16 protein-coding genes are annotated in these 20,180 nt (G+C 44.3%); 3 read left to right on the top strand and 13 right to left on the bottom strand.

Features of this window, described 5'->3' with window-relative positions; all coding sequences use genetic code 11:
* The 3 genes from BMZ24_RS19990 to BMZ24_RS10225 form a co-directional block, all read left to right on the top strand.
* The coding region (locus BMZ24_RS19990; protein WP_208599832.1) for a hypothetical protein at positions 1 to 287 on the top strand (287 nt) is incomplete at its 5' end.
* 14 nt (positions 288 to 301) lie between these two features.
* Positions 302 to 979: a hypothetical protein gene (locus tag BMZ24_RS10220; protein WP_092191927.1), complete on the top strand. Its 678-nt coding sequence runs from the start codon at positions 302 to 304 to the stop codon at positions 977 to 979.
* Between the two features lie 408 nt (positions 980 to 1,387).
* The gene (locus BMZ24_RS10225; protein WP_092191929.1) at positions 1,388 to 1,930 is read left to right on the top strand and encodes a hypothetical protein; all 543 of its coding nucleotides are present in this window, start codon (positions 1,388 to 1,390) and stop codon (positions 1,928 to 1,930) included.
* Positions 1,931 to 2,662: 732 nt separating this feature from the next.
* Here the strand turns inward: BMZ24_RS10225 and BMZ24_RS10230 are convergent.
* The 13 genes from BMZ24_RS10230 to BMZ24_RS10280 form a co-directional block, all read right to left on the bottom strand.
* Positions 2,663 to 3,196 carry a VPLPA-CTERM sorting domain-containing protein gene (locus tag BMZ24_RS10230; protein ID WP_092191931.1) on the bottom strand — a complete coding sequence of 178 codons (534 nt, stop codon included), beginning with the start codon at positions 3,194 to 3,196 and terminating at the stop codon, positions 2,663 to 2,665.
* Between the two features lie 633 nt (positions 3,197 to 3,829).
* Positions 3,830 to 4,984 (bottom strand): non-hydrolyzing UDP-N-acetylglucosamine 2-epimerase, encoded by a 1,155-nt coding sequence (gene wecB / locus BMZ24_RS10235; RefSeq protein ID WP_092191933.1) that lies wholly within the window; start codon positions 4,982 to 4,984, stop codon positions 3,830 to 3,832.
* Between the two features lie 112 nt (positions 4,985 to 5,096).
* Complete coding sequence (locus tag BMZ24_RS10240) at positions 5,097 to 6,356, bottom strand: glycosyltransferase family 4 protein (protein ID WP_092191935.1); 1,260 nt, start codon at positions 6,354 to 6,356, stop codon at positions 5,097 to 5,099.
* A gap of 3 nt (positions 6,357 to 6,359) precedes the next feature.
* Complete coding sequence (locus tag BMZ24_RS10245) at positions 6,360 to 8,006, bottom strand: heparinase II/III family protein (RefSeq protein WP_208599833.1); 1,647 nt, start codon at positions 8,004 to 8,006, stop codon at positions 6,360 to 6,362.
* Positions 8,007 to 8,064: 58 nt separating this feature from the next.
* Entirely contained in the window at positions 8,065 to 10,236 is a 2,172-nt protein-coding gene (locus BMZ24_RS19455) for a glycoside hydrolase domain-containing protein (protein WP_161949114.1), read from the bottom strand.
* An 83-nt stretch (positions 10,237 to 10,319) separates the two neighbouring features.
* Positions 10,320 to 11,408, bottom strand: a complete 1,089-nt coding sequence (locus tag BMZ24_RS10255; protein ID WP_143077876.1) for a glycosyltransferase family 4 protein — start codon at positions 11,406 to 11,408, stop codon at positions 10,320 to 10,322.
* A 14-nt stretch (positions 11,409 to 11,422) separates the two neighbouring features.
* Positions 11,423 to 12,544, bottom strand: coding sequence for a glycosyltransferase (locus BMZ24_RS10260; protein WP_092191943.1), 1,122 nt, complete (start codon positions 12,542 to 12,544; stop codon positions 11,423 to 11,425).
* 12 nt (positions 12,545 to 12,556) lie between these two features.
* Positions 12,557 to 13,804 (bottom strand): O-antigen ligase family protein, encoded by a 1,248-nt coding sequence (locus tag BMZ24_RS10265; protein WP_161949115.1) that lies wholly within the window; start codon positions 13,802 to 13,804, stop codon positions 12,557 to 12,559.
* Positions 13,805 to 13,827: 23 nt separating this feature from the next.
* Positions 13,828 to 14,766 carry a glycosyltransferase family 2 protein gene (locus BMZ24_RS19460; RefSeq protein WP_143077877.1) on the bottom strand — a complete coding sequence of 313 codons (939 nt, stop codon included), beginning with the start codon at positions 14,764 to 14,766 and terminating at the stop codon, positions 13,828 to 13,830.
* Positions 14,767 to 14,773: 7 nt separating this feature from the next.
* The gene (locus BMZ24_RS10270) at positions 14,774 to 16,084 is read right to left on the bottom strand and encodes a lipopolysaccharide biosynthesis protein (protein WP_092191947.1); all 1,311 of its coding nucleotides are present in this window, start codon (positions 16,082 to 16,084) and stop codon (positions 14,774 to 14,776) included.
* A 180-nt stretch (positions 16,085 to 16,264) separates the two neighbouring features.
* Complete coding sequence (locus tag BMZ24_RS19465) at positions 16,265 to 16,858, bottom strand: hypothetical protein (RefSeq protein WP_143077878.1); 594 nt, start codon at positions 16,856 to 16,858, stop codon at positions 16,265 to 16,267.
* Positions 16,859 to 16,896: 38 nt separating this feature from the next.
* The gene (locus tag BMZ24_RS10275) at positions 16,897 to 17,562 is read right to left on the bottom strand and encodes a phosphoribosyltransferase (RefSeq protein WP_092191949.1); all 666 of its coding nucleotides are present in this window, start codon (positions 17,560 to 17,562) and stop codon (positions 16,897 to 16,899) included.
* Positions 17,563 to 17,566: 4 nt separating this feature from the next.
* Entirely contained in the window at positions 17,567 to 19,099 is a 1,533-nt protein-coding gene (locus BMZ24_RS10280; RefSeq protein WP_092191951.1) for an exosortase C-terminal domain/associated protein EpsI, read from the bottom strand.
* Positions 19,100 to 20,180 lie beyond the last annotated feature (1,081 nt).

The raw sequence follows: 20,180 nt of genomic DNA on the forward strand, positions 1-20,180 counted from the left end.
CGAATTGGGCATGGGCACCTCCTGAAAAGGAGTATGCCCGATTTATCCAGCGCCGCATCCGCTGCGAATTTTCCACCGAGTCTGACGCCGTTGGGACTGGTCAGTTTGTTCCGGAATCGGTGGTCAGTTTGTCGTGGAATCCGTGGTCAGTTTCCCATGGAATCGGTGGTCAGTTTCCGCCGGAATCCGTGGTCAGTTTGGACCGGAATACGCACTCATTACTTTCAGCGCAACATGTACAATTCCAAGGCTGCGCTATGTGCTTGCAGCGATTCAATAAATTCTAAAGGGAGGATTTTTTATGTACCGAAAAATGACTGTCTTTTTTATTGGAATGGCGCTGCTCTTGTTTACAGCAAGCGCTCAAGCCGCAGTGTCTTTCGAATTTACAATTGACGAGGGGACACCCGCAAATGGCGGATCTACTTGGTCACCGTATGCGGAGTTTAACATAAATTTTAGCGATAGTTTTCAAGGAGTGACGGAGACTTTTGGATATTGTGCAAAATTTGACGAAAATATTTATCTCAACAATGAATACGGATTTACAAGCGAGGGGATTTCAACACTTGGAGAATACCGAGCGGCTTGGCTGATGGAAGAGTACGCTTTTAAATCAGGCGGTTATAAAGGTTTAAGCGACAACGACAGTAACACGATCACGGCGTTGCAGGCCTCGATATGGAAACTGCTGGGCACAGAAAATCAGTGGACCCCAATCACCAAACCTGAAAGCGTCCAAACTCTTTATGATGAGATGATATCCTTAGCCGAATCCAAATCACTCGCCGAGCTAACGAGCCTAGGCCTTGGCCTGAACTATCAGATTCTCATGCCGAATCTTCGACTGCCTAATACGACCGGCAACTTCCAAGACCTGATCGTCCGCACCAATGCCGTTCCCATCCCCGGCGCAGCCATGCTGCTCGCTCCGGTGCTCCTCGGCCTGGTCGGCATCCGCAGAAAATTCGCTGCATAGACGGCACCACTGCGCAAAAGGCGGAGCCACACTCCGCCTTTTCACTGCCCCAGCGCCAGCAATCTGAATTACAAGCCTACCCCAAGTTTTCGCGGCCTCCATCCCCGCCTCGATCGCTGCCTCTATCGCTGCCTCAGTCGTTGCCTCAGTCGTTGCCTCCATCCCCGCCTCCATCGCTGCCTCTATCGCTGCCTCCGTCGCTCTCCCGTCACTGCCTCTATCGCTGCCTCAGTCGCTGCCTCAGTCGTTGCCTCTATCGCTGCCTCTATCGCTGCCTCAGTCGCTCTCCCGTCGCTCTCCCATCGCTACCTCCATCCCAGCCTTTCCCACCACCTTGACTTCATCCACACCCAGGCTGCATGCATGATGACAACCATTCTCACGTGAACCGAAACGAGGAAGTTGCACATGAAAGAAACGACAATCCTTCTGGCGGTTTTGATGCTACTTGCGATCTGCCCTATCGAGGCCGGGAGCGCGTCGCAAAAGGCGATGGAGGCGTTTGAGGACGTTTGCCTGCGTACGGATGAATACGGCTGTTACGTCAATCACAAATATGGATACGCCCTGGCCTGGCCGAAGCGGTTGCTCAGGCCCTTGGGCGAGTCGGATGCAGGAGACGGTCAGATATTCGCATCAGCGGACGGCCTGGCCGAGCTGCGCTGCTGGGGGAGCTTGAACGATCCGCCGCAAGAGACGGTCTCCGCGGCCATGGCCCAAGCCCTGGCCGCGCCGGGGAGACAGGTGACCTACAAACATTTGGGCAAGGGATTTTTTGTACTTTCCGGCTACGCGGACGGCAGAATCTTCTATCGCAGATCAATCATGGCCCATGGAACGCAGGCCACCTTCGAACTCACCTACGAAACATCGCTCAAGAAAGTCTTCGATCCAGTGATCCGGGACATCTCCACAGGCTTCATCATCGATCCAGCCTTTGGACTGCGCTAAAAAATTGAAATTTGAGGCAGGATGGAAGCAGGGCGCAACCCAATGACACGCCGGCTCCCAGCCCCAACGGGGCGAACGGTGACAGCCCAGGGCAACGCCCTGGGAACAAGGTTCAAATGAAATCCAGCCCTGAAGGGGCGGAACACCTGGCCGGGCCAATGATTGTAATCTGGCAAAGAGTTGCGCCCTTTCAGGGCTTGGAAATTTGGAGCTCCCAGCCCCAACGGGGCGAAGGGTGATAGCCCAGGGCAACGCCCTGGGAACAAGGTTCAAATGAAATCCAGCCCTGAAGGGGCGGAACACCTGGCCGGGCTGATGATTGTGATCTGGCAAAGAGTTGCGCCCTTTCAGGGCTTGGATATTTGGAGGACCTGATACCCAGGGCGTTGCCCCGGGCTATCACATGATGCCCCGTTGGGGCTGTGCGTTTCACCCCGATTCCCCGCCTTTCCCAATCACCAATGAAGATATTTGCCTTCTCCTCCGGCGCGACCGCCTCACATGCGATTTCTGTTCGTCGAGCCAGGGTCTTGCCTGCGGCTTCCTTCAGATTCCACCTCGCGATGGACACCCTTGCCGTCCGGCTACCGCTTCCCCCTGTCGGGTGCGTAGAGGGCTTCACACCTCCAAATGAGTGCGCCCTGCCGGGCGCACCAATAAAAAAGCCGGAAGGGACTGATCCATTCCGGCCGTGAGGACGATGAGGTAAGATTTTGGGATGAAGAAGGTGTGCTAGGAAATCTGTCTGCGACGAATACCCACGATGCCGAGCAGGCCAGCGCCGAGGAGGAGGGCGGCGGCGGGGACGGGGACGGATTGGACAGGCGAAATACCAAAAGCGTATGTACCACCAAAATCCCCAGTAACAGTCCCTGTTATTGCGATAAAATATTTAGCTGCAGGCAACGAGGACATAATCAACTTTTCAGTATCTGTGAGAGACCCAACAGATCCACCCTCTGCATAATTTAAAGTCGCTGAAAAACCATCAATCCAAGATACTTCTGTAAGACCGAAAGAGAAATTAAAAGGGTTCGCAGATCCATAAACATCAGAACCACTCAATTCAAAATTATAAATATGATTAATCGTATTACCAATATTTTGTTGTACGGTCGCAACATACTCTAATCCATTTGTTAATATACCGTAATCCTTATCCCAAGTCTCTTCACTTGAACTTGGCAAGGGGTTTAAATTAACGGCCGCAAATGCAAAATTACAAACCATCAACAACCCAATCGTCAGCAAAGCAACCTTTTTCATCTTCTACCTCATTGTGAATATTTTGGTGACTCGTCTTCGGGCCTTTCAAAGTTGATCAGCCCTAGGAAAAATCATGCCAATCCATAAAAAACACTAACATTCAATAAGTTGCAACCAATTATCGTGACAAGACAGCAAGCATTCCTCGCACCGTCCAGCCGCATGAGACACCCCTTTAAGCAGCCCTTTTGCGCTCAAGCTGCCGAACTTCAAGGCATAGCCGCCAGCTCGGTCTTGCGAGCCCGTTAAAAGGTCTCCGGGCAGTCCGAAACGGTCGGACCTACCGAGGCCATGGCCTTGCATTAAAAAAGGCGGGACCAACCCGCCTTTGCAGATGCACGGAAACGAAAAAATCCAGGACGTGCATAAGCGGCCTGGATTTTTTTGTTGGCGAAGCTGTTCGCCGTTTTTAAGCAGCCTGTTAGGCCATGAACTTCTTCCGCACTCCGACCATGCCGATCAGGGCGCTGCCCAGGAGCAGGGCTGCTCCGGGGATGGGGGTCGCTTATCGACAACTGACCGTTTACACAAAATTTTTTACACCCCCAATCGTGATCGACAAGGCACTTTACCTCTGTCGCTGCCGCCATGAGCTATCCCCGCCTTTACCCTGCCTCCACCATTCACCATTCACTACTCACTATCCACCAACCAAGAAACACACCGCGCCGCCGTCAGCCCGTCCCACAGTTCCGGACGCTGCGGTGCGCGGTCATTTTGCAATGCGGTGTGGAATTCCTCGCGTATGCGGTCCACGTTGTTGCCCACCAGCACGCTGGCCCCGCCGTGTTCCTTCAGGGTCACGGGGCGTTCGGTGTTCCAGCGCAGGGTCAGGCAGGGCGTTCCCAGTACGCAGCATTCCTCCTGAAGGCCGCCGCTGTCCGTCAGCATGATGCTGGCCTGCATGTTGAGGCGGAGCATTTCGTGGTATCCGATGGGATGCAGCAGGACCAGGTTTGCGCAGGCCACGGCTTTTTCCCATAGCCCGAAGTTTTCCAGCATCTTCCTGGCTCGCGGGTGGATCGGCCAGATGAGCGGCATTCTGGGGGCGACTTCGCCCGTGAGAAAGTTCAAGATGGGCCCCAGTACCTCTTTTTGGTCCACGTTGGAGGGGCGGTGCATGGTCAGGAGCGCGAAGTCTCCGGACAAGTCCACTGCGGGGGATTCCTTCTCTGGCAGGAGCAGGTTCTCGCGCAGAATGTCTTCCATTAAGAGCTGCGCGGCCTTGTCGCGGTTGGCTTCCAGGGTGTCGATCATGATGTTGCCGACAAAGCGGATCTTCTCCTCGGGGACGCCTTCTGCCCGCAAGTTATGGCCGGAAATGGCGTCTGGGGTCAGCAGCAGATCGCTCAGACGGTCAGTGACCAAGCGATTGATCTCCTCGGGCATGGTCATGTCGCCGCTGCGCAGACCGGCCTCGATATGGCAGACCTTGACGCACAGTTTCTTGGCCGCCACCGAGCAAGCCAGTGTGGCGTTAACATCCCCCACCACCACGACCCAGTCGGGCTTCTCCTGGATGAGCACCTTTTCAAAGGCGATCATGGTCTGGCCGACCTGTTCGGCATGAGAGCCGGAACCGATCTCAAGGTTGATATCCGGGTCCGGAATGCCGAGGCTGTGAAAGAAGCCTTCGGACATGCGTACGTCGTAGTGCTGGCCGGTGTGAACGAGGATGTGTTCGATGAGCCTGTCTGGATCGGCGGAATTATGCGCGCTTATGGCCTTCGCGAAGGGCGCGATTTTCATGAAATTGGGGCGAGCGCCCACCACGGAAATAATCTTCATCGAATGTCACCTTTGGCGCATTGCGCCGGAAATTTACAATGAGTGAACAGTGAATGGTGAGCGGCTAACTATTTCTTTCCATTCACTAATCACCAGTCACCAATCACCATTCTCAACTTACGGCCTCCGCTGAAACCGTCACACCATCACCCCGCGCGACCTCTTCCAGCACCCCCAAATACGCCATCGCCAGCACCTCCCGGTCAAACCGCCGCGCCACAAACTCCGCGCCCCGGTCGCCAAGCGCCGCCGCCAACTCCGGTTCCCGCGCCAGTCTCAGCACCGCCTCGGCCAGCTCCTGGTCGTTCTCCGGCTCAATGCACAGGCCGCAGCCCCCCTCTTCCAGCAGCTCGCGACTCTCGCCTTCCACGCCCAGGATGATGGGGCGTTTCATGGCCATGGCCTCAAAAATCTTGGACGGGAGCACGGTCTTGAAAAGCTCCGACTTGATGAGCAGCACCAGGCAGGCATCGCTTGCGGCCAAAAACTCGGGCATGCGCTCCTTGGGTTGCTGCCCGAGCATGATCACGTTGGGCAGGCCCAGGGCCTCCTTTTCGCTCAGCAGCTTTTCCCGCTCGGCCCCATCGCCCACCAGCAAAAAGCGGATATTCGGCTCGTTCTCCAGGCGCTTCGCCGCCCTCATGATGGTTCCCAGGCCGTGGGCCATGCCGTGGGTGCCGATATAGGAGGCCAGAAACACGTCCGCGCCCAGTCCCAATTCCTTGCGCGCCTCGTTCATGCTTTCGCCCGGACTGTAGCGCTCCAGATCCGCGCCGTTGGTCACGACGCTGATTTTGCCGCCCGCGATGCCCCGGCCCATGATGTGGCGCTTGAAGGCGTTGGTCAGTGAAATTATGTGGTCGGCCTTGCGGTACAGGAAGCTCTCAATCCCTTCGAGGGCCTTGATCACCCGACGATTCTTTATGGCACCCACGGCGATGATGGATTCGGGCCACAGGTCGCGGATCTCCAGCACCCAGGGGCAGCCCTTGAAGCGGGACACGAAATACCCGCCCATGCCGCAGAAGAACTGGGGCGAGGTCGAGACAACAAGATCCACGTCCTTCACCCGCCAGCACTGCGCCATGGCCGAGAGCATGAAGGACACGTAGTTGGCCGTGCGCTTCACAAAGCCCTTGTTCGCGCTCAAATAGGTGCCCACCCTGAGTACCCGGATGCCGTCCTTCTCTTCCCAAGCATGAACCGAGTTCTTGAAGCCCGGATAGACCACGCCCCCCGGATGACTCGGATGGCAGGTCAGGACCGTGACCTTGTGCCCGGCCCGCACCCAGCGCTTGGCGTTCTCATAGGTGCGCGAGGCCGGGGCGTTCACCTCGGGCGGAAAATAGTGGCAGAGAAACAGAATATGCACGCGTCAGCTCTCCTTGGTCATGACAAAACCGCCAGTCCAGGGCAGGACAGCCCTCTGGCGCACGCAAAGCACGAAGCACGGCAATGGCTGCCCAAATCGCGGACAATACCAGCCCCGCTCAAGTTCCAGATCGCCCTGCGCCGATGTAACGCAAAGGCCCTCCTTCCCCAGCTTCAGGGTCACGAGTCCGCCCGGGCCAGACTCCACAGTCCAGTCCGGGTGGACGTGCAAGCGCAGTTCCAACACGTGCTCGCCCTGCCCTTCCACCTGATCCCGAATCTCGATGCGGCCGCCGGACCAGACAATGCGCCGCCTATGTATCGGCTTGCCCGGAAGGCGCTTGTAGCCATCGTGAGCCCCTTCGAAAATCAGCGCGCCGTCGTCATCCCTCGCCTCCGCAAAGAGCGGCCTTGCGCGGCGGGCCACCCGGTGCGCCCCCCACACTTCGGACTGATTCACTCCGTCGATGGCCAGCGTGTTATGACCCAAGCTACCCCGGTTGTACTGCCGGATTTCCCCGTCCACATACTGGCTGCACCCGGAATCCACGATGACCCGCCGCCCGTTCAAGGACAGTTCAAAGCTCAAGGTGTCGCAGTGCGCGTGCCCCGGCTGATAGTCCGGGCCGATCGGACCGCAGTCCACGACCAGCATGTCACCGGGCATCGGTTCAAGCCGGAAATATCCGCTTGCGGGAAAGGGCAGAACACGCGCCATCGGCTGCGCCATTGGCTCCCCTCCAAGCCGCTCATGATAATCCCGAAGCTGCGCGAAATCAGGCTCGATGCCGAGCGCCGCGTCATTGAACAGGGCAATGCCGCCATCAGGATGGGTCAGGCCCCCGGCAAAGCAAAGCATGGCCGGGATCACGCGTTCCAGTTCCCGCGCAAGCTCAGTCAGCTCCGACAACCCGCTGCCCCGGCACAGATTCAAGAGGTCCAGGCAGTCCTCCAGGATCATGCAGTGATACATGGGGCTGCGCTCAAAATGCCCGCCGTCGGACAGAACCTGTTCGGCCAGCTCTTCGGACACAATGCGCAGACCAAGGCTGAGCCAGCGCCGGGCTTCCGGGCCGTCGAAAAAAATCCCGGCAAAGATCAGGGCCTTGGCATTCTTGAAATAGTGGTTGGCCAGCAGATGGTATTCGATGTTCTTTGAGAGCCAGCGGGCCTGCAGGGCTAGGCTGTCCAGCCACGATGCAGGAAGGGACGGAGCGCCGGGCGACAGGAAAAACTTGATCCAGTTGACCAGCCGCAGCGACACGGGAAACGGCTCCCACGCATCCGCCCTGCCCTGCGGGTTGGCCGCTATCCAGCTCTCGATCAGCCCCGGCCCGTTAGTGCGACCCGGCTCATGCAGATAGTCGAAATAGTGCTGATTGTAGCGCCAGAGCTTGTCCTGTTCCATGCTCGCCCAATCAAAACGGGCGGGATCGAAGCTCTTGCGCACGCCGATGAAGGTCATGGCCCATGGCTCGCCGCCGCAGTCGCGCGGCAATGGAGGCGTCAGGGACAGGCCCGGCCTTGGCGAAAGGCCGGACGGCGGCCGCACCCGCGACTTCGGCCCCAGCCTGCGCAGCAGCTGATAGGCGATCTGGCGCGGCGTCAGGTGGGAGATGGTGCGCAGGAGGCGAAGTTGGGTGAACAGCACGATTACACACGGATGAAGTTAAAAATCGGAAATAATGGATTTTTCATATAAGTTTGAACTATGGTCTCACGCCTGAAGCTTTTTCCAACAAAAACAGCCTCGTCTCTTCAAAAAATTTGTAGTCATCAGGGATGGAAATGACGCGATCCAGTCGGCGATAAAACTCGGCCTTTTCAATTTCACTGCTCAAATTCCTTTCAGCCAATTCTAGCAGCGCATAATCCTCGCACCCTTCACGCCACGCTTCCCAGCGTTTACTCGAGATGATCGTATTGTTTCCTTCGTAAATGACGGAATAATCAGGTCGCGCGCCGTCAATATCGTTCCAGGCGGTTCCTTCGCGTCCAGTATCCGCATACGCCCAAAAACCGATCCCGGTTGCACCACGACGAAATGCCCTCCAAGCCATCAAACGATAGCCCTGCATCGGACTCGCTGTTTTCTCGCCAGAAACACCGTAAACCCATAGCTCCCTGCCAAGAGACTGCACATACCGCGCATCTTCGGATAACAGATCATTCTCTTCAATCTGTATAACGTCGCACGCTTGAGCCAAAGAATAGAAATCAGATTTTGAAAGTCTACTGATACGGTCGATGGTCGTATAGGTGCGCAATTTAGAATCAATATTTTTGAGCACTGCAGCAAAATTAAGTATCATTTCAACGTGTTGTGAATTTTGTGGCTCATCAACTGGATAAAAGAGAATCCGCTCTGGTTCATATCCGTTTTTAACGAAACGATCTCTCATGCTAACTATCCATCTTTTAAGATTTGCATTCCACCGTGGCTTGTCAGCATAATCACCGAATTTTTCAAGATTTTTTTCATCACGCAAGTGAAGAAACAGTAAAACGTGTCTTTTGTTTTTCAGGAGGGAAAGAGCCTTGTCGAATTTAAGCACATCTTGGAGCGAAAGGGATTGCGTCAGCTTTTGAGGCCATGGGATCTGATTCGGGTGGATGATCCCGATATTGACGTGATGCTTCTGCAAATCTTCAAGCGCCTTTTCAGGCATATCCTTAACGGGACGCCACGATAAATATGCCCATGCGTTGGAGTACGGTAGATTGCCATCGTGGATGGATGCTCCAAAGACATGAACCTTGAATGGAATAGTAATTACTGGCGCTACGAAATCAGGAATCAGCTGAAACGAACCAGAATAGGTACCGGGAGGTACATTTCCCTTAGCGGCAAGGATGATCTGCCGGGCTACTCCAGGCTTTAATGAAAGTTGACCAGCGACAGGCAAAAGAGGGTCGCAGAGCAAGATTCCTGATTTTGTGGTAACGGGCAGGCAATCAAAGACTGAAATTTCAGGTGCAGTTACGGAAGGACTTTCATCCCAAATGACAGCAAAATCAGTCTTAGTTACCTTATCCAACGTCGAAACAATATTTACGCTCTGGCAAGATGTACCATTGGTGAGGACTTGAAAACTCAGTGACGGCGAGTGAAAAGCATCGAGCCCAGGATTGTCCACAGGCGTAAAAATATCCCAAGGGCTTCCAGACCAACATATTAGTCTGTTGGGATAGTTAGCCGCAATTTGCTGGGCATTGGCAGCAAATAGCTGCTCCCTGTCCCTTGCGATCTGCTCAACCTTCAGAGGGAATAACGCAGGAGACGAAGCGGATGGTGAAACTTGTTGTTGAACTAGCCTTTGCTGAAGAAAAGAAGAAATTTCCAACTCGTGTTCATTCGAAATGATGGCGCTTTGAAAATTCCGCAATTTGGAAACAGGAATATTGAAACCAGATTCGGCTTTACCACCTGGCTTTCCCCAAATTTCAACCTCATCGAGAAAAGTGTAGTTCCCTTTGGGAGATATAAAAATTGAAACGTAGCGAGTTGTTTCATTCAAGGACGGAGAGATGAATTTTTTAACCAGATATGGGCCGTCCGGCAAATCAGCACTTTCAAGAATATTACCTACATACTTATAAATTTTCGCATCAGCAGAAATATAGACATCAGCACGTGAAGGGAAAGAAACTCCGGCTTTTATGCCACGCGCTGTTTGGAAATGAATATTTTGAATTAAATATATTCCCTGCAAATCAAAATCTAATCTTATTAGTCCATTTTGTTGCCATCCAACAGTCGATTTTGAAGACCAAAAATGACCACTGGTGTATTGGCCATCAGTTAAAATATTTCTCGTAGAATCTTTAGAAGTTAAGGAATAATTAGGTTCTGGAAATAAATGGTACTGATGATTTTTCACTATATTTGTGGATGAAAAAGACAAACAAGGGGAAAAAATAAAAAAAAGAAAACAAGAAAAGTAATAAAATCGGAAAAAATACATTAAACTGAACTCTCAAGTAAATTGCTATAAAATCGTTCCGCTGCTGATTTATTTAAGTGCTTTTTGAAATAGTCGTGACAATTTTGAGACATTTCATTGATAAGCGGTCTATTTTTGGACAAAGCCTTTATTGTTGAGACTAACGCTTCGACATCTCGTTCAGGAACTTTAAACCCAGTCACTCCACCTACAACTAAATTATCAAGTGCACCTGAACTCGTGGAAATTATAGGCACACCGGCACGCATAGCTTCAATGACTACGTAAGGAAATCCTTCAGGATGGTATGTTGGGAAAACCAAGAGGTCCGCGTCACGATAAGCCATTTCTAAAGATTGACCACTCAAGTACCCAAGGAATCGGATAGATTCAGAATTAAATTCTCCGGCAAATTTAATTAGTCCAGAGAGGTCTGGTCCATCGCCAACTATGGTCAAACGGACTTTTACATGACCTTCAATCAACTCTTTAACTGCCGAAACAAGTTCATAAACACCTTTTTCTCTGACAACCCTGCCTACAAACAAAAGTTGGAGACATCCTTCTTTCTCGTGTCGTTTAGATGACCAAATATCGTCAGAAGTAGCGTAGTTTGCATAGAGCCTTGAAGGGTAACCAGGAAAAAAAAACATAAATCCATCTCGTTGAACATTACTCAAGAAATAAAAATATCTGACTTTTAAAAGCGCAAATCGAAAGAATATTCTCAGCAAAAAAGCAGTGTTCGAATTTAAAAAAGAAAACCTGCCGCCGTGAAAAAAAACATCCACTACAGTGTGTTTGTTTCCGGGCAAAACAGAAAGCATTATTAAGAGTTTAAGAAGTGAAGAAGGATAAATAGAAGAGTTTACGAGTATGTGTTTATATTTTTGAATTCGAACTCTATTGAACAAACTAAACAATGAGTAAAGAATTTCAAAATATCCTTTTTTAAAATTCGAATTCGCCGAACCGATATCTATAATATCAGCATATTGAAAACACGACAGCGATTTCAAATTTTTAATATGTGTAGCAACACCTCCTAAGTATTTAACACTAGGTGATGGCCCAATAATACAAAATCTTTTAATTTGAAAAACTGACAAAATACGCACCAATATTAAGTAAATAAGTTTTTATAAATTTTAAAATAACCATTAGCAGTACATTCAATGGAATAACGTTGCTGAAATTTATCCCAAGCATTATTCTTGAGAGAAGCTATCGGTAATTCGACCTGCAACACTCGCAAAATTGCATCAGCAAGCTTAACTTTATCACCTTTAGGCACAAGCAAACCATCCTTCTCGTGTTCAATAACGTCAGGAATTCCACCGACAGACGTACAAACCACGGGAACTTTAGCTCCCATAGATTCGAGAAGCGTAAGGGGGACACCTTCCCAATCAGAAGAGAGTACAAACACATCAGAAACATTAAGAAGATCTGGAATGTCGCCTCGTGAACCTAAAAATAACACATTTGACCTGACACTTTCCGAAAATGAAGATAATTTATCCTTAAGAGATTTCTGGTAGTGCCCACCCATCGCATCCTCTCCAACCAGCAAAAGAGCACATTCAACTTTTTTGAATACCTCATTAAAAGCATCTAGTAACAAAATTTGATTTTTTTGCTCACAAAGTCTACCGATTGAAATAAGCACAAGCTTATCAACTGGTATACCTAAGATTTGCTTAAACTGATCTCGGTCTAAAATATTTAAAGATTCATCAACCTTAATACCATTCATCACTATGGGCGAATTTACACCGTAAACATCGTGAATACTCTTCTTAACCTCTTTGGATAGAGCGACAGGTTGCCAACCAAGATATTTAAAAGCAAGTTTATGAAAATATTGAACATATTTAGAACACTCGTATTTTGCAATATTATGAACGGTGTGAACCTTAACAGCATTTATAAAAAATATGGAGGCAAAAATTGAGTACCGAAGGCCAGCAAGATGCGTATGAATTACATCAGGCCGAATGAGCAACAGCATTTTTAACAAGCGAATAACTACAATAAGATCAAAACCTTTTTTCTTACCTAAAGAATGAATTTTAACTCCAGAAGACAATGCTTCATCATAAACTACAGTTGATATTGGATCGTAAAGGCTAATGAGATTAATATTATATTCAGGTCTTTGCCTCAAAATCTCCGCACATAGCCTTACAGCCAGCAACTCGCCTCCACCCACATTAAAGCTTGGTATGATTTGAACAATCTTCATAATGTTATAAATTCAGTTTTTACTTTCAAGTGAGTGCTGCTTGATCAAAGAAGAAAAAGAAAAACCAATTCCGACCATAAACCATAACACAGAATTTTTACCTTGAGACAAAAATAAACCCGAAAAAAGCAAACCAGACAATGCGATTGCATAAGCGCTACCAAGACCAAAAGGCTTATCTAACTTTGAATTACAAAATAGTGCAATTCTGTCATATTTGAGCATACTCATAATAGCGAAAAAGAATATCCCAAGGAACAACAGACCTGAAAATAAACCATTCTCAACAAAAAATTCTAAATACATATTGTGAGCAACCGACGCAGCATGTTTAGATCCAATATTCAACGAACTATCCGTACCATAGCGCGCAAATGATTCACCAAAATTCCCAGCACCAACGCCCAATATTGGATTATCCATAAACAGAGCAAGACCTACAAATTGGAGTTGTGAGCGGCTAGATAAAGAGTGACCTTGGTGCAAATCTTTTCCAGAAACCAGTGTTTGCATACGATTCCAATAATTTTGAGGGGCAGCAAACAAAACCAAAAATAATAATGATAATAAACAAAAAGCAATTTTAATATCTGGTTTTTTTATAAAAATAAGAATAGAAACAAAAATCATAGCGATAAATCCACCACGAGAATGGGTGAGAACTATCGAAGCTACCAATGATAAAAGAATAAAAAAGTAAAACAATTTGGTTAAAATTTTATTCCTTTTAAATAATGCATAAATAGTTAATGATAAACCAGACACGAGGAGCATAGCAGTATCGTTTGGATCACCGCGCAATGTAGCTACCCTCTGTATATAAACACTATCAATAGCGTAATTACCCATGAAATGCTGATATAACGCAAATAATGAGCCTATAAAAAGTCCATACAAACAATAATTTAACATTAACTCAATATTTTTTTGCGATCTAATTATTATAGAAACTACTATTGCGAGTAAAAATGATTTACAATATGTAACAAAGGATAAAATTGAATTTTCGGGGTTAATTCCAAAAAAAACAGAAACAGACATTAAAAAAATTAATGATAAAAGCAAAGCAAACAACAATAAATTGACGTCGGAAAATTTCCGAAAAAAAATAATTGAAAACAAAACTCCAATACCTGCAAAAAATGGAACATGCTGAGTTGATGAGCCAAGTATGTTATATAATATCCCATGAATTAACATAAGAACAAGCCAACATCCAACAGAATGTGGAATTGAAAATATAAAACTTATTAAAAACATGAAAAAAGAGACTAGCGCGTATATCATATGTTTTTTTTATTATTTAACAAATATTTAAAACCAGAACATATCCCAATGATTGGCTGAAAAGTCATTGAACGCGCTGATGCGACACATGCTAACAACACTATACCAGTAATATATCGCGTTATTGAAATTTTTGAATTCAATTTTTCTGTAATATGAAATGAATATTGCGGATAGATATACCTTTTCCAAAACAGATAATGATTAAAAATTTGAGCCTTGTAAGACATTTCCAACCGTGATGGATCTAATCTGGTTGTTCCGCCAAGATGATCAAAATAAATCCCCCCAACCATGAGGCAAAGCCCACCTTTCTGTGAAATATCCAAGATAAAAGCACCGTCATCACGAAGGGCGTAAACAGACACAGCTTGCAGGGCTTCTTCTCCAAAACAACCTTGTTGCATACAAAATTCTCTATCCACCATAATTACTGCCCCGGAACCACCCTCAGTTTTCAAGGGAATTGTCGGCTCAGTTCGAGGATAATAGTATCCTCCGCCAGATGTGTACCGAATACCCCCCGATTCCTGAGAAATTGCAATCCCCCAAAAGGCCATATAGGCCCTGATAAACTTTTTTCTGGGCCATCCCTCATCCCAATAAGGCAATGCGCACGCAGCATTGTGCATTCGAATGCAATTTAATAGCAAAGAAGCTGTATTGTTGGACAGAACAACATCGTCATCCAAAAGCAAAATATATTTATTCATTGCGGCTATTATTCCAGCCGCACGTTGAGTAACCATGCCACGAACAGATTTAACAAATCTAACAATAGAAATACTTGTCTCCCACACATCAACATCGAAAGGAATTACAATTATTATTTCATTTGGCAATACATCTTGTGTCATTATAGCGTTAAGATTTTTACGCAAAAAATCGTTATTATTAACAGATCTTATGACTACAGAATAGGAAAAATCACTCATTATTGAGCTACACTCCACTAATCGACATTTTTAAAACAATTCGATTCACAAATAATGATTTAACAAGTTCACCAACTAACAATGCAACTACGTATGCAACAACAACAGCTAAAAGTGACACATACTTCATGAGCAAAACGCCACATAGGACAAAACATATTAATGTTGCTAAATTGACATAAGCTCCAATTTGTGGACGTTGAATCGTATGCATAACCATGGAATAGTAGCTAATACATGCTGTTAAGGCAGTACCAAAACCGGTCACCCAAAATATCGGCATGGATCTGGAATAATTTTCACCGAGAAACAAGACCATAGCTATGGATAAAATGAAAATTATAGTTACGGTTCCCATTACGAGCAAAGGGGCAAGACGGAGCAGGCGACGACGGTATTCGCTAATGCGTTCATGTGGCAAACTGGCGAGCTTACTGTACAGTACCTGACAGACGGCGTCGTTGATCAGGCTGAAAACAGCTGTGAACACCAGGCCGGCAGTTAAAAGAGCCACTTCCTTTACTCCACCTATAACGGATACGATATATACTAGACTTTGCTGAATAAGAATAAAGGAAATTCCTGTCAAAGCTATCCACTTTGAATAGCGGACGCTTTCGAGTCCGGCGAAAACTAATTCTTTAATGTTGATTCGAAAGTTCTGCACATTACTCTTTAATTGAACTAGGCCCCAACAAAGGATGACAAGCAAAGGGATTACATAGATAGCTAGAAGCAATAATTCCTCTGATACAGATCGGTGCCAGAGGAATAATGATCCTAATAAAGCCACTCGCAAAAGAGCATAAACAATTGTCTGGCAAGCTATGGCTTTAAAACGTTCTACAGCCTGTAAATATGCACGGACAAAACTGGATATCCCAAGAATACCGCCGGTGACAAACGCCACAGTCGCCAAACTCCATCGATCTACATCGTGCATAAGAACATCAGCAAAAACTCTGCCCCCTGCCAAGCCGAAGAAGATCAAACATAACAATAGTAGCAATTTAAAATAAAGATTAGCCAATAAAACTGATCTACTTTTCGCCTTATCGTCTATGTAAATTTTATATAACCTAATCATTGAATAGTTCATGCCAAATTCAGATACTGATAGCGTCAAAAGAGCAATGTTTACGGCAATAGAAAATAATCCATAAAACTCAGGCCCATAATTACGAGCAATGATAATATTAGCTGCAAATATAGTAGCATTATTCACAATATTTGAAGTCATGATATATACTACATCGCTAAAAAATTTTCGCGGGATCCGACAACGGTCTACAAAATTATTTATAAAATTTAAAATCATCTAAATAAAACCTTTAATAAACTTTACAATATCATAATAAACAATAATTATACAAACATTCAATTATATTATTTTATTTAAATAGAGAAAATTTATTTATACATTAGTATAAAATTATAAATAAATATATTTAAAACAACTAAAACCACTCTCATTTTACGCTAATTAACACATCTGTAATTAATTAAACAATAAGAGTCTAATAAACTTTAACATTTTTCGACTATAGCTATAACACATATTTTTTTTAACAGAATGATTTTTACATGAACTTAAAAAATACTTCACGTCGCTGACTAAATAAATTACACTATTTACATTTTTATCTATTTGATAATTACATAAGTTCTTTATATCAAATGTTACAATATGATTATCAATAAAATTAGGACGCGGAAAACAAAAGCAAGCGCCACAACCGCAACTACTTAATAAATTCAAATTATTTATATTATCATCAATAAAAATAAAAGATTGAATGTCAAAACCATTTGATTTCAAATAATCACAAACATAGCTTTTTTGCACACCCTTTCTAAATAAATCGAGAATTTTTCCATATTGAATACTAAAAACTGCTAAATCTTCAGCCGCAACAATACGTTTAACCCTAGCGCTTAACTCAGGATATAAATCAACAATCTGCGACGCCTCATACCTACACCTGTGAGTTAAAACAAAAATTTCTCCATCAAACACACTTAAAAACTTATTTAAAAAAGGTTGTAACACAACAATAGTTTCTTCAAAATTCGTACTAGAAATAGTAGTCACAAGAACTTCGTCGAGATCTAGCAATAAATTCGGCACATTTACTCCCAAATCTGCACATTTCTACAACTAAGCCACTTTAAAAAATCGTCATATTGTTTATTATTTTGCGACCAAGGATAGTGCATAACTTTTGTATTTAAAAAAATTATCGGAGAATTAATCACTGAAGTTTCTTGAAATTTATTAAAATTTTTAAATGTTAAAACACCAACAACAATTAATGACGCATTTTTTTCTTGTAAAATATCATGTGAAACACGAATCGATGCACCAGATTCAACACAATCGTCAATTAAAATAATTTTTTTATTTTTGTATCTATTTTCATCACAATCTACTTTTTCGATTTGATTCATTGAATTAATAATGTATTTAATTAGGGTACTAAGTATCGGAATATTCAAACTCACAGAGCAAAATTTAACAATACTTTTAAAATTTCCGAAATATCTTTTGATTTTGCTATTTTTTCTTCTAATTTTTAATGTTTCAAATGGAAGATTTAATTTTTCAGCAACTATTTTTGCAACCATCAACCCGCCATTTGCAATACCAACCACAATTGTATCATCATCAATTACACCTGAATGTTTCTCCATAATTTTATTAGCAAGCATCTGAGATAAAATCTCAGATTCCTCCATGGACATATATAATTTCTCATTTGCTTGAACATATTTTTCTAGAACTTTCTGTTTATCCATCGAATCAACCCTCTTTGCTACTAATATATGGGCGCAAAACTGCTAGTAATGAGGTAAGAAATTGTTTTATTCTCTCATCAGCATTTGAAATTTCTTCACCTTTTAATAACGGAGTCACGATCCTGATTAATGCGCCATCAGACCTATTAAACAGCAACTTATTAAATATTAAATAAAACTTAACCAAATACTCATTTGTTACGATTTTATTTCCAACTATATATGTATAATAAACAAGCTGTTTCTGGTCACCAATTTTTATTATAAATCGTTTAAAATTGAATTTTTCACTTTCAATAAATACATCCCCCCCATCGATCATTTCCCATCCTCCACCGCGCAAACAGGCTTTAGGAGAATGAATTGATGCGCCAGGTTTTTGTGAGCCATAATATGCAACCCAAATTTCAATTGAAGATTGATTATCTATTGTATATATTCTGCTCAAATAATCATCTAAATGTAAACTTGCTAAATCATTTTTATCAACATAAGACTCTTTTCCATGATAATTCTTAATAATTACTGGAAAATTTACAAACATTTCTCTTTCAGGAATATAATTTTGATTATGATTTTTTAAATATATCGAACTTAAAACAATTAAAGACAAATAAATTATTAAGTTTAATCTAATGAAACGAAATTTATTAAAACTATTTTCAAAAGAAAAATATCTAGATGCTGAAAAACTAATATTTGAACTGTTTTTTATGAAATAAAAATACAAAAAACTAAATAGGCAAAGAACAGTTAGAATGATATAATTTACAGATGAACTAAGAATTTTATTTAACTCACTACCTATTTTCACATAATAAACAAACAAAATTGACTTAAATACTACAGCACAAAAAAATAAAATCAAATTAGACAATAAAAACACAATCCGAACAACAAAATTTCTATTAATAAAATGTGATAAAAAAATTATAAAACCAATAAAAAAAAACATAACAGACAAAAAATTATTTATATCTATACTGCTAATTTTTGCAAGACCAAGATCAACAATATTTCCATCAAAATAAACAGACCATCCAAGGAATAACAAAATTTTTTCAGAAATTAACGAAGATATTATCGATATTTTTGAATAGATTTGAATTAATATGTATTGCGGCAATGGAACTAAAAAGAAAATTAAAAATACTAAAATTTTGTTTTTTAAAATCCCATCATAGCCATAAAAATAAATTATACACGTTAAAATTGATAATATAATACCGATGTTTGATACATAGTAGATCGAAGATAATGACCCTATAATTATTAATACAAGCGAAATAATAAGAATAATAAACGGAGAGATATAATTTTTTGATTCTATATAGCAAATTGAATCTTTAATAATTTTCCCTAAACATATTGGAAACAAAATTATAGAATGATTATGAATAAAAAATTTGTTGACTTCTCTTTTTGGGATTTCAAACCATAGACGAATCATGTACGAAAATTGTTCACGAAATAAAATAGGAACACATAAAATTACTGCACAAAATATAAGAAAGTAATATCGACTCTTAATTTTCATTTTCCTGCCTGGGGTCGCGGGGCCTGGGGTCGCGGTAGGAATGCCGGTTACCCGGCACCCCCCGCACAGATCCGTACGTGAGGAATTACCTCATACGGCTCCTATCTCGAGTACTTGGCGTCAAATTCGCCTGGGTCTCTGAGCTGCCTGGGTCTCTGAGACCAAGAAACCACCAATTTCATTCACTTTTTTCTCTAAAAAGGCCCTTTTTTCGACCTTAGAATGAGGTCAGCTGCCGAAAATCAGCCTATTTTTATATCTAATACTCTAAAATTTATGAGCGCCTGGGTCTCTGAGACCAAGAAACCACCAATTTCATTCACTTTTTTCTCTAAAAAGGCCCTTTTTTCGACCTTAGAATGAGGTCAGCTGCCGAAAATCAGCCTATTTTTATACCTAATACTCTAAAATTATTGATAAAAACTCGCGCTGCGAACCTTCAAAATCCCCATTCTGTTTGTGATTGGTGAATAGTGGCTGGTGATTGGGAAAAGGCAACGGAACAGGACAGCGATCATCAACCGCATCCCCTGACGGCCTGGGTCTCTGAGACCAAGAACAGACTAATTTCATTCACTTTTTTCTCTAAAAAGGCCCTTTTTTTACCGCCTGGGTCTCTGAGACCAAGAACAGACTAATTTTATTCACTTTTTTCTCTAAAAAGGCCCTTTTTTCGACCTTAGAATGAGGTCATCTGCCGAAAATTAGCCTATTTTTATATTTAATACTCTAAAATTATTGATAAAAACTCGCGCTGCGAACCTTCAAAATCCCCATTCAGTTTGTGATTGGTGAATAGTGGCTGGTGATTGGGAAAAGGCAACGGAACAGGACAGCGATCATCAACCGCATCCCCTGAAACCATCCAATCACCGTTCCCAGATTCTCACGCTAAGACGCGCAAATAATACAAGTCCCGTGCCAGCAAGACTTTTCTCGGAACCAGCGGGAAAGCCACGCCAGGCGGAGTTTTGGCTGGTTTTTCAGAGGAGTTGAGCAAGGAGCGGGTTGTCTGATTTGGTTGGACTGTCGTGATTGGGGTAAGCCGAGCCTCGCAGAGCCAATGCCAGGGACGGCCTTG

The sequence above is a fragment of the Desulfomicrobium norvegicum genome, from assembly GCF_900114595.1.
In the GTDB taxonomy this organism is placed as follows: domain Bacteria; phylum Desulfobacterota; class Desulfovibrionia; order Desulfovibrionales; family Desulfomicrobiaceae; genus Desulfomicrobium; species Desulfomicrobium macestii.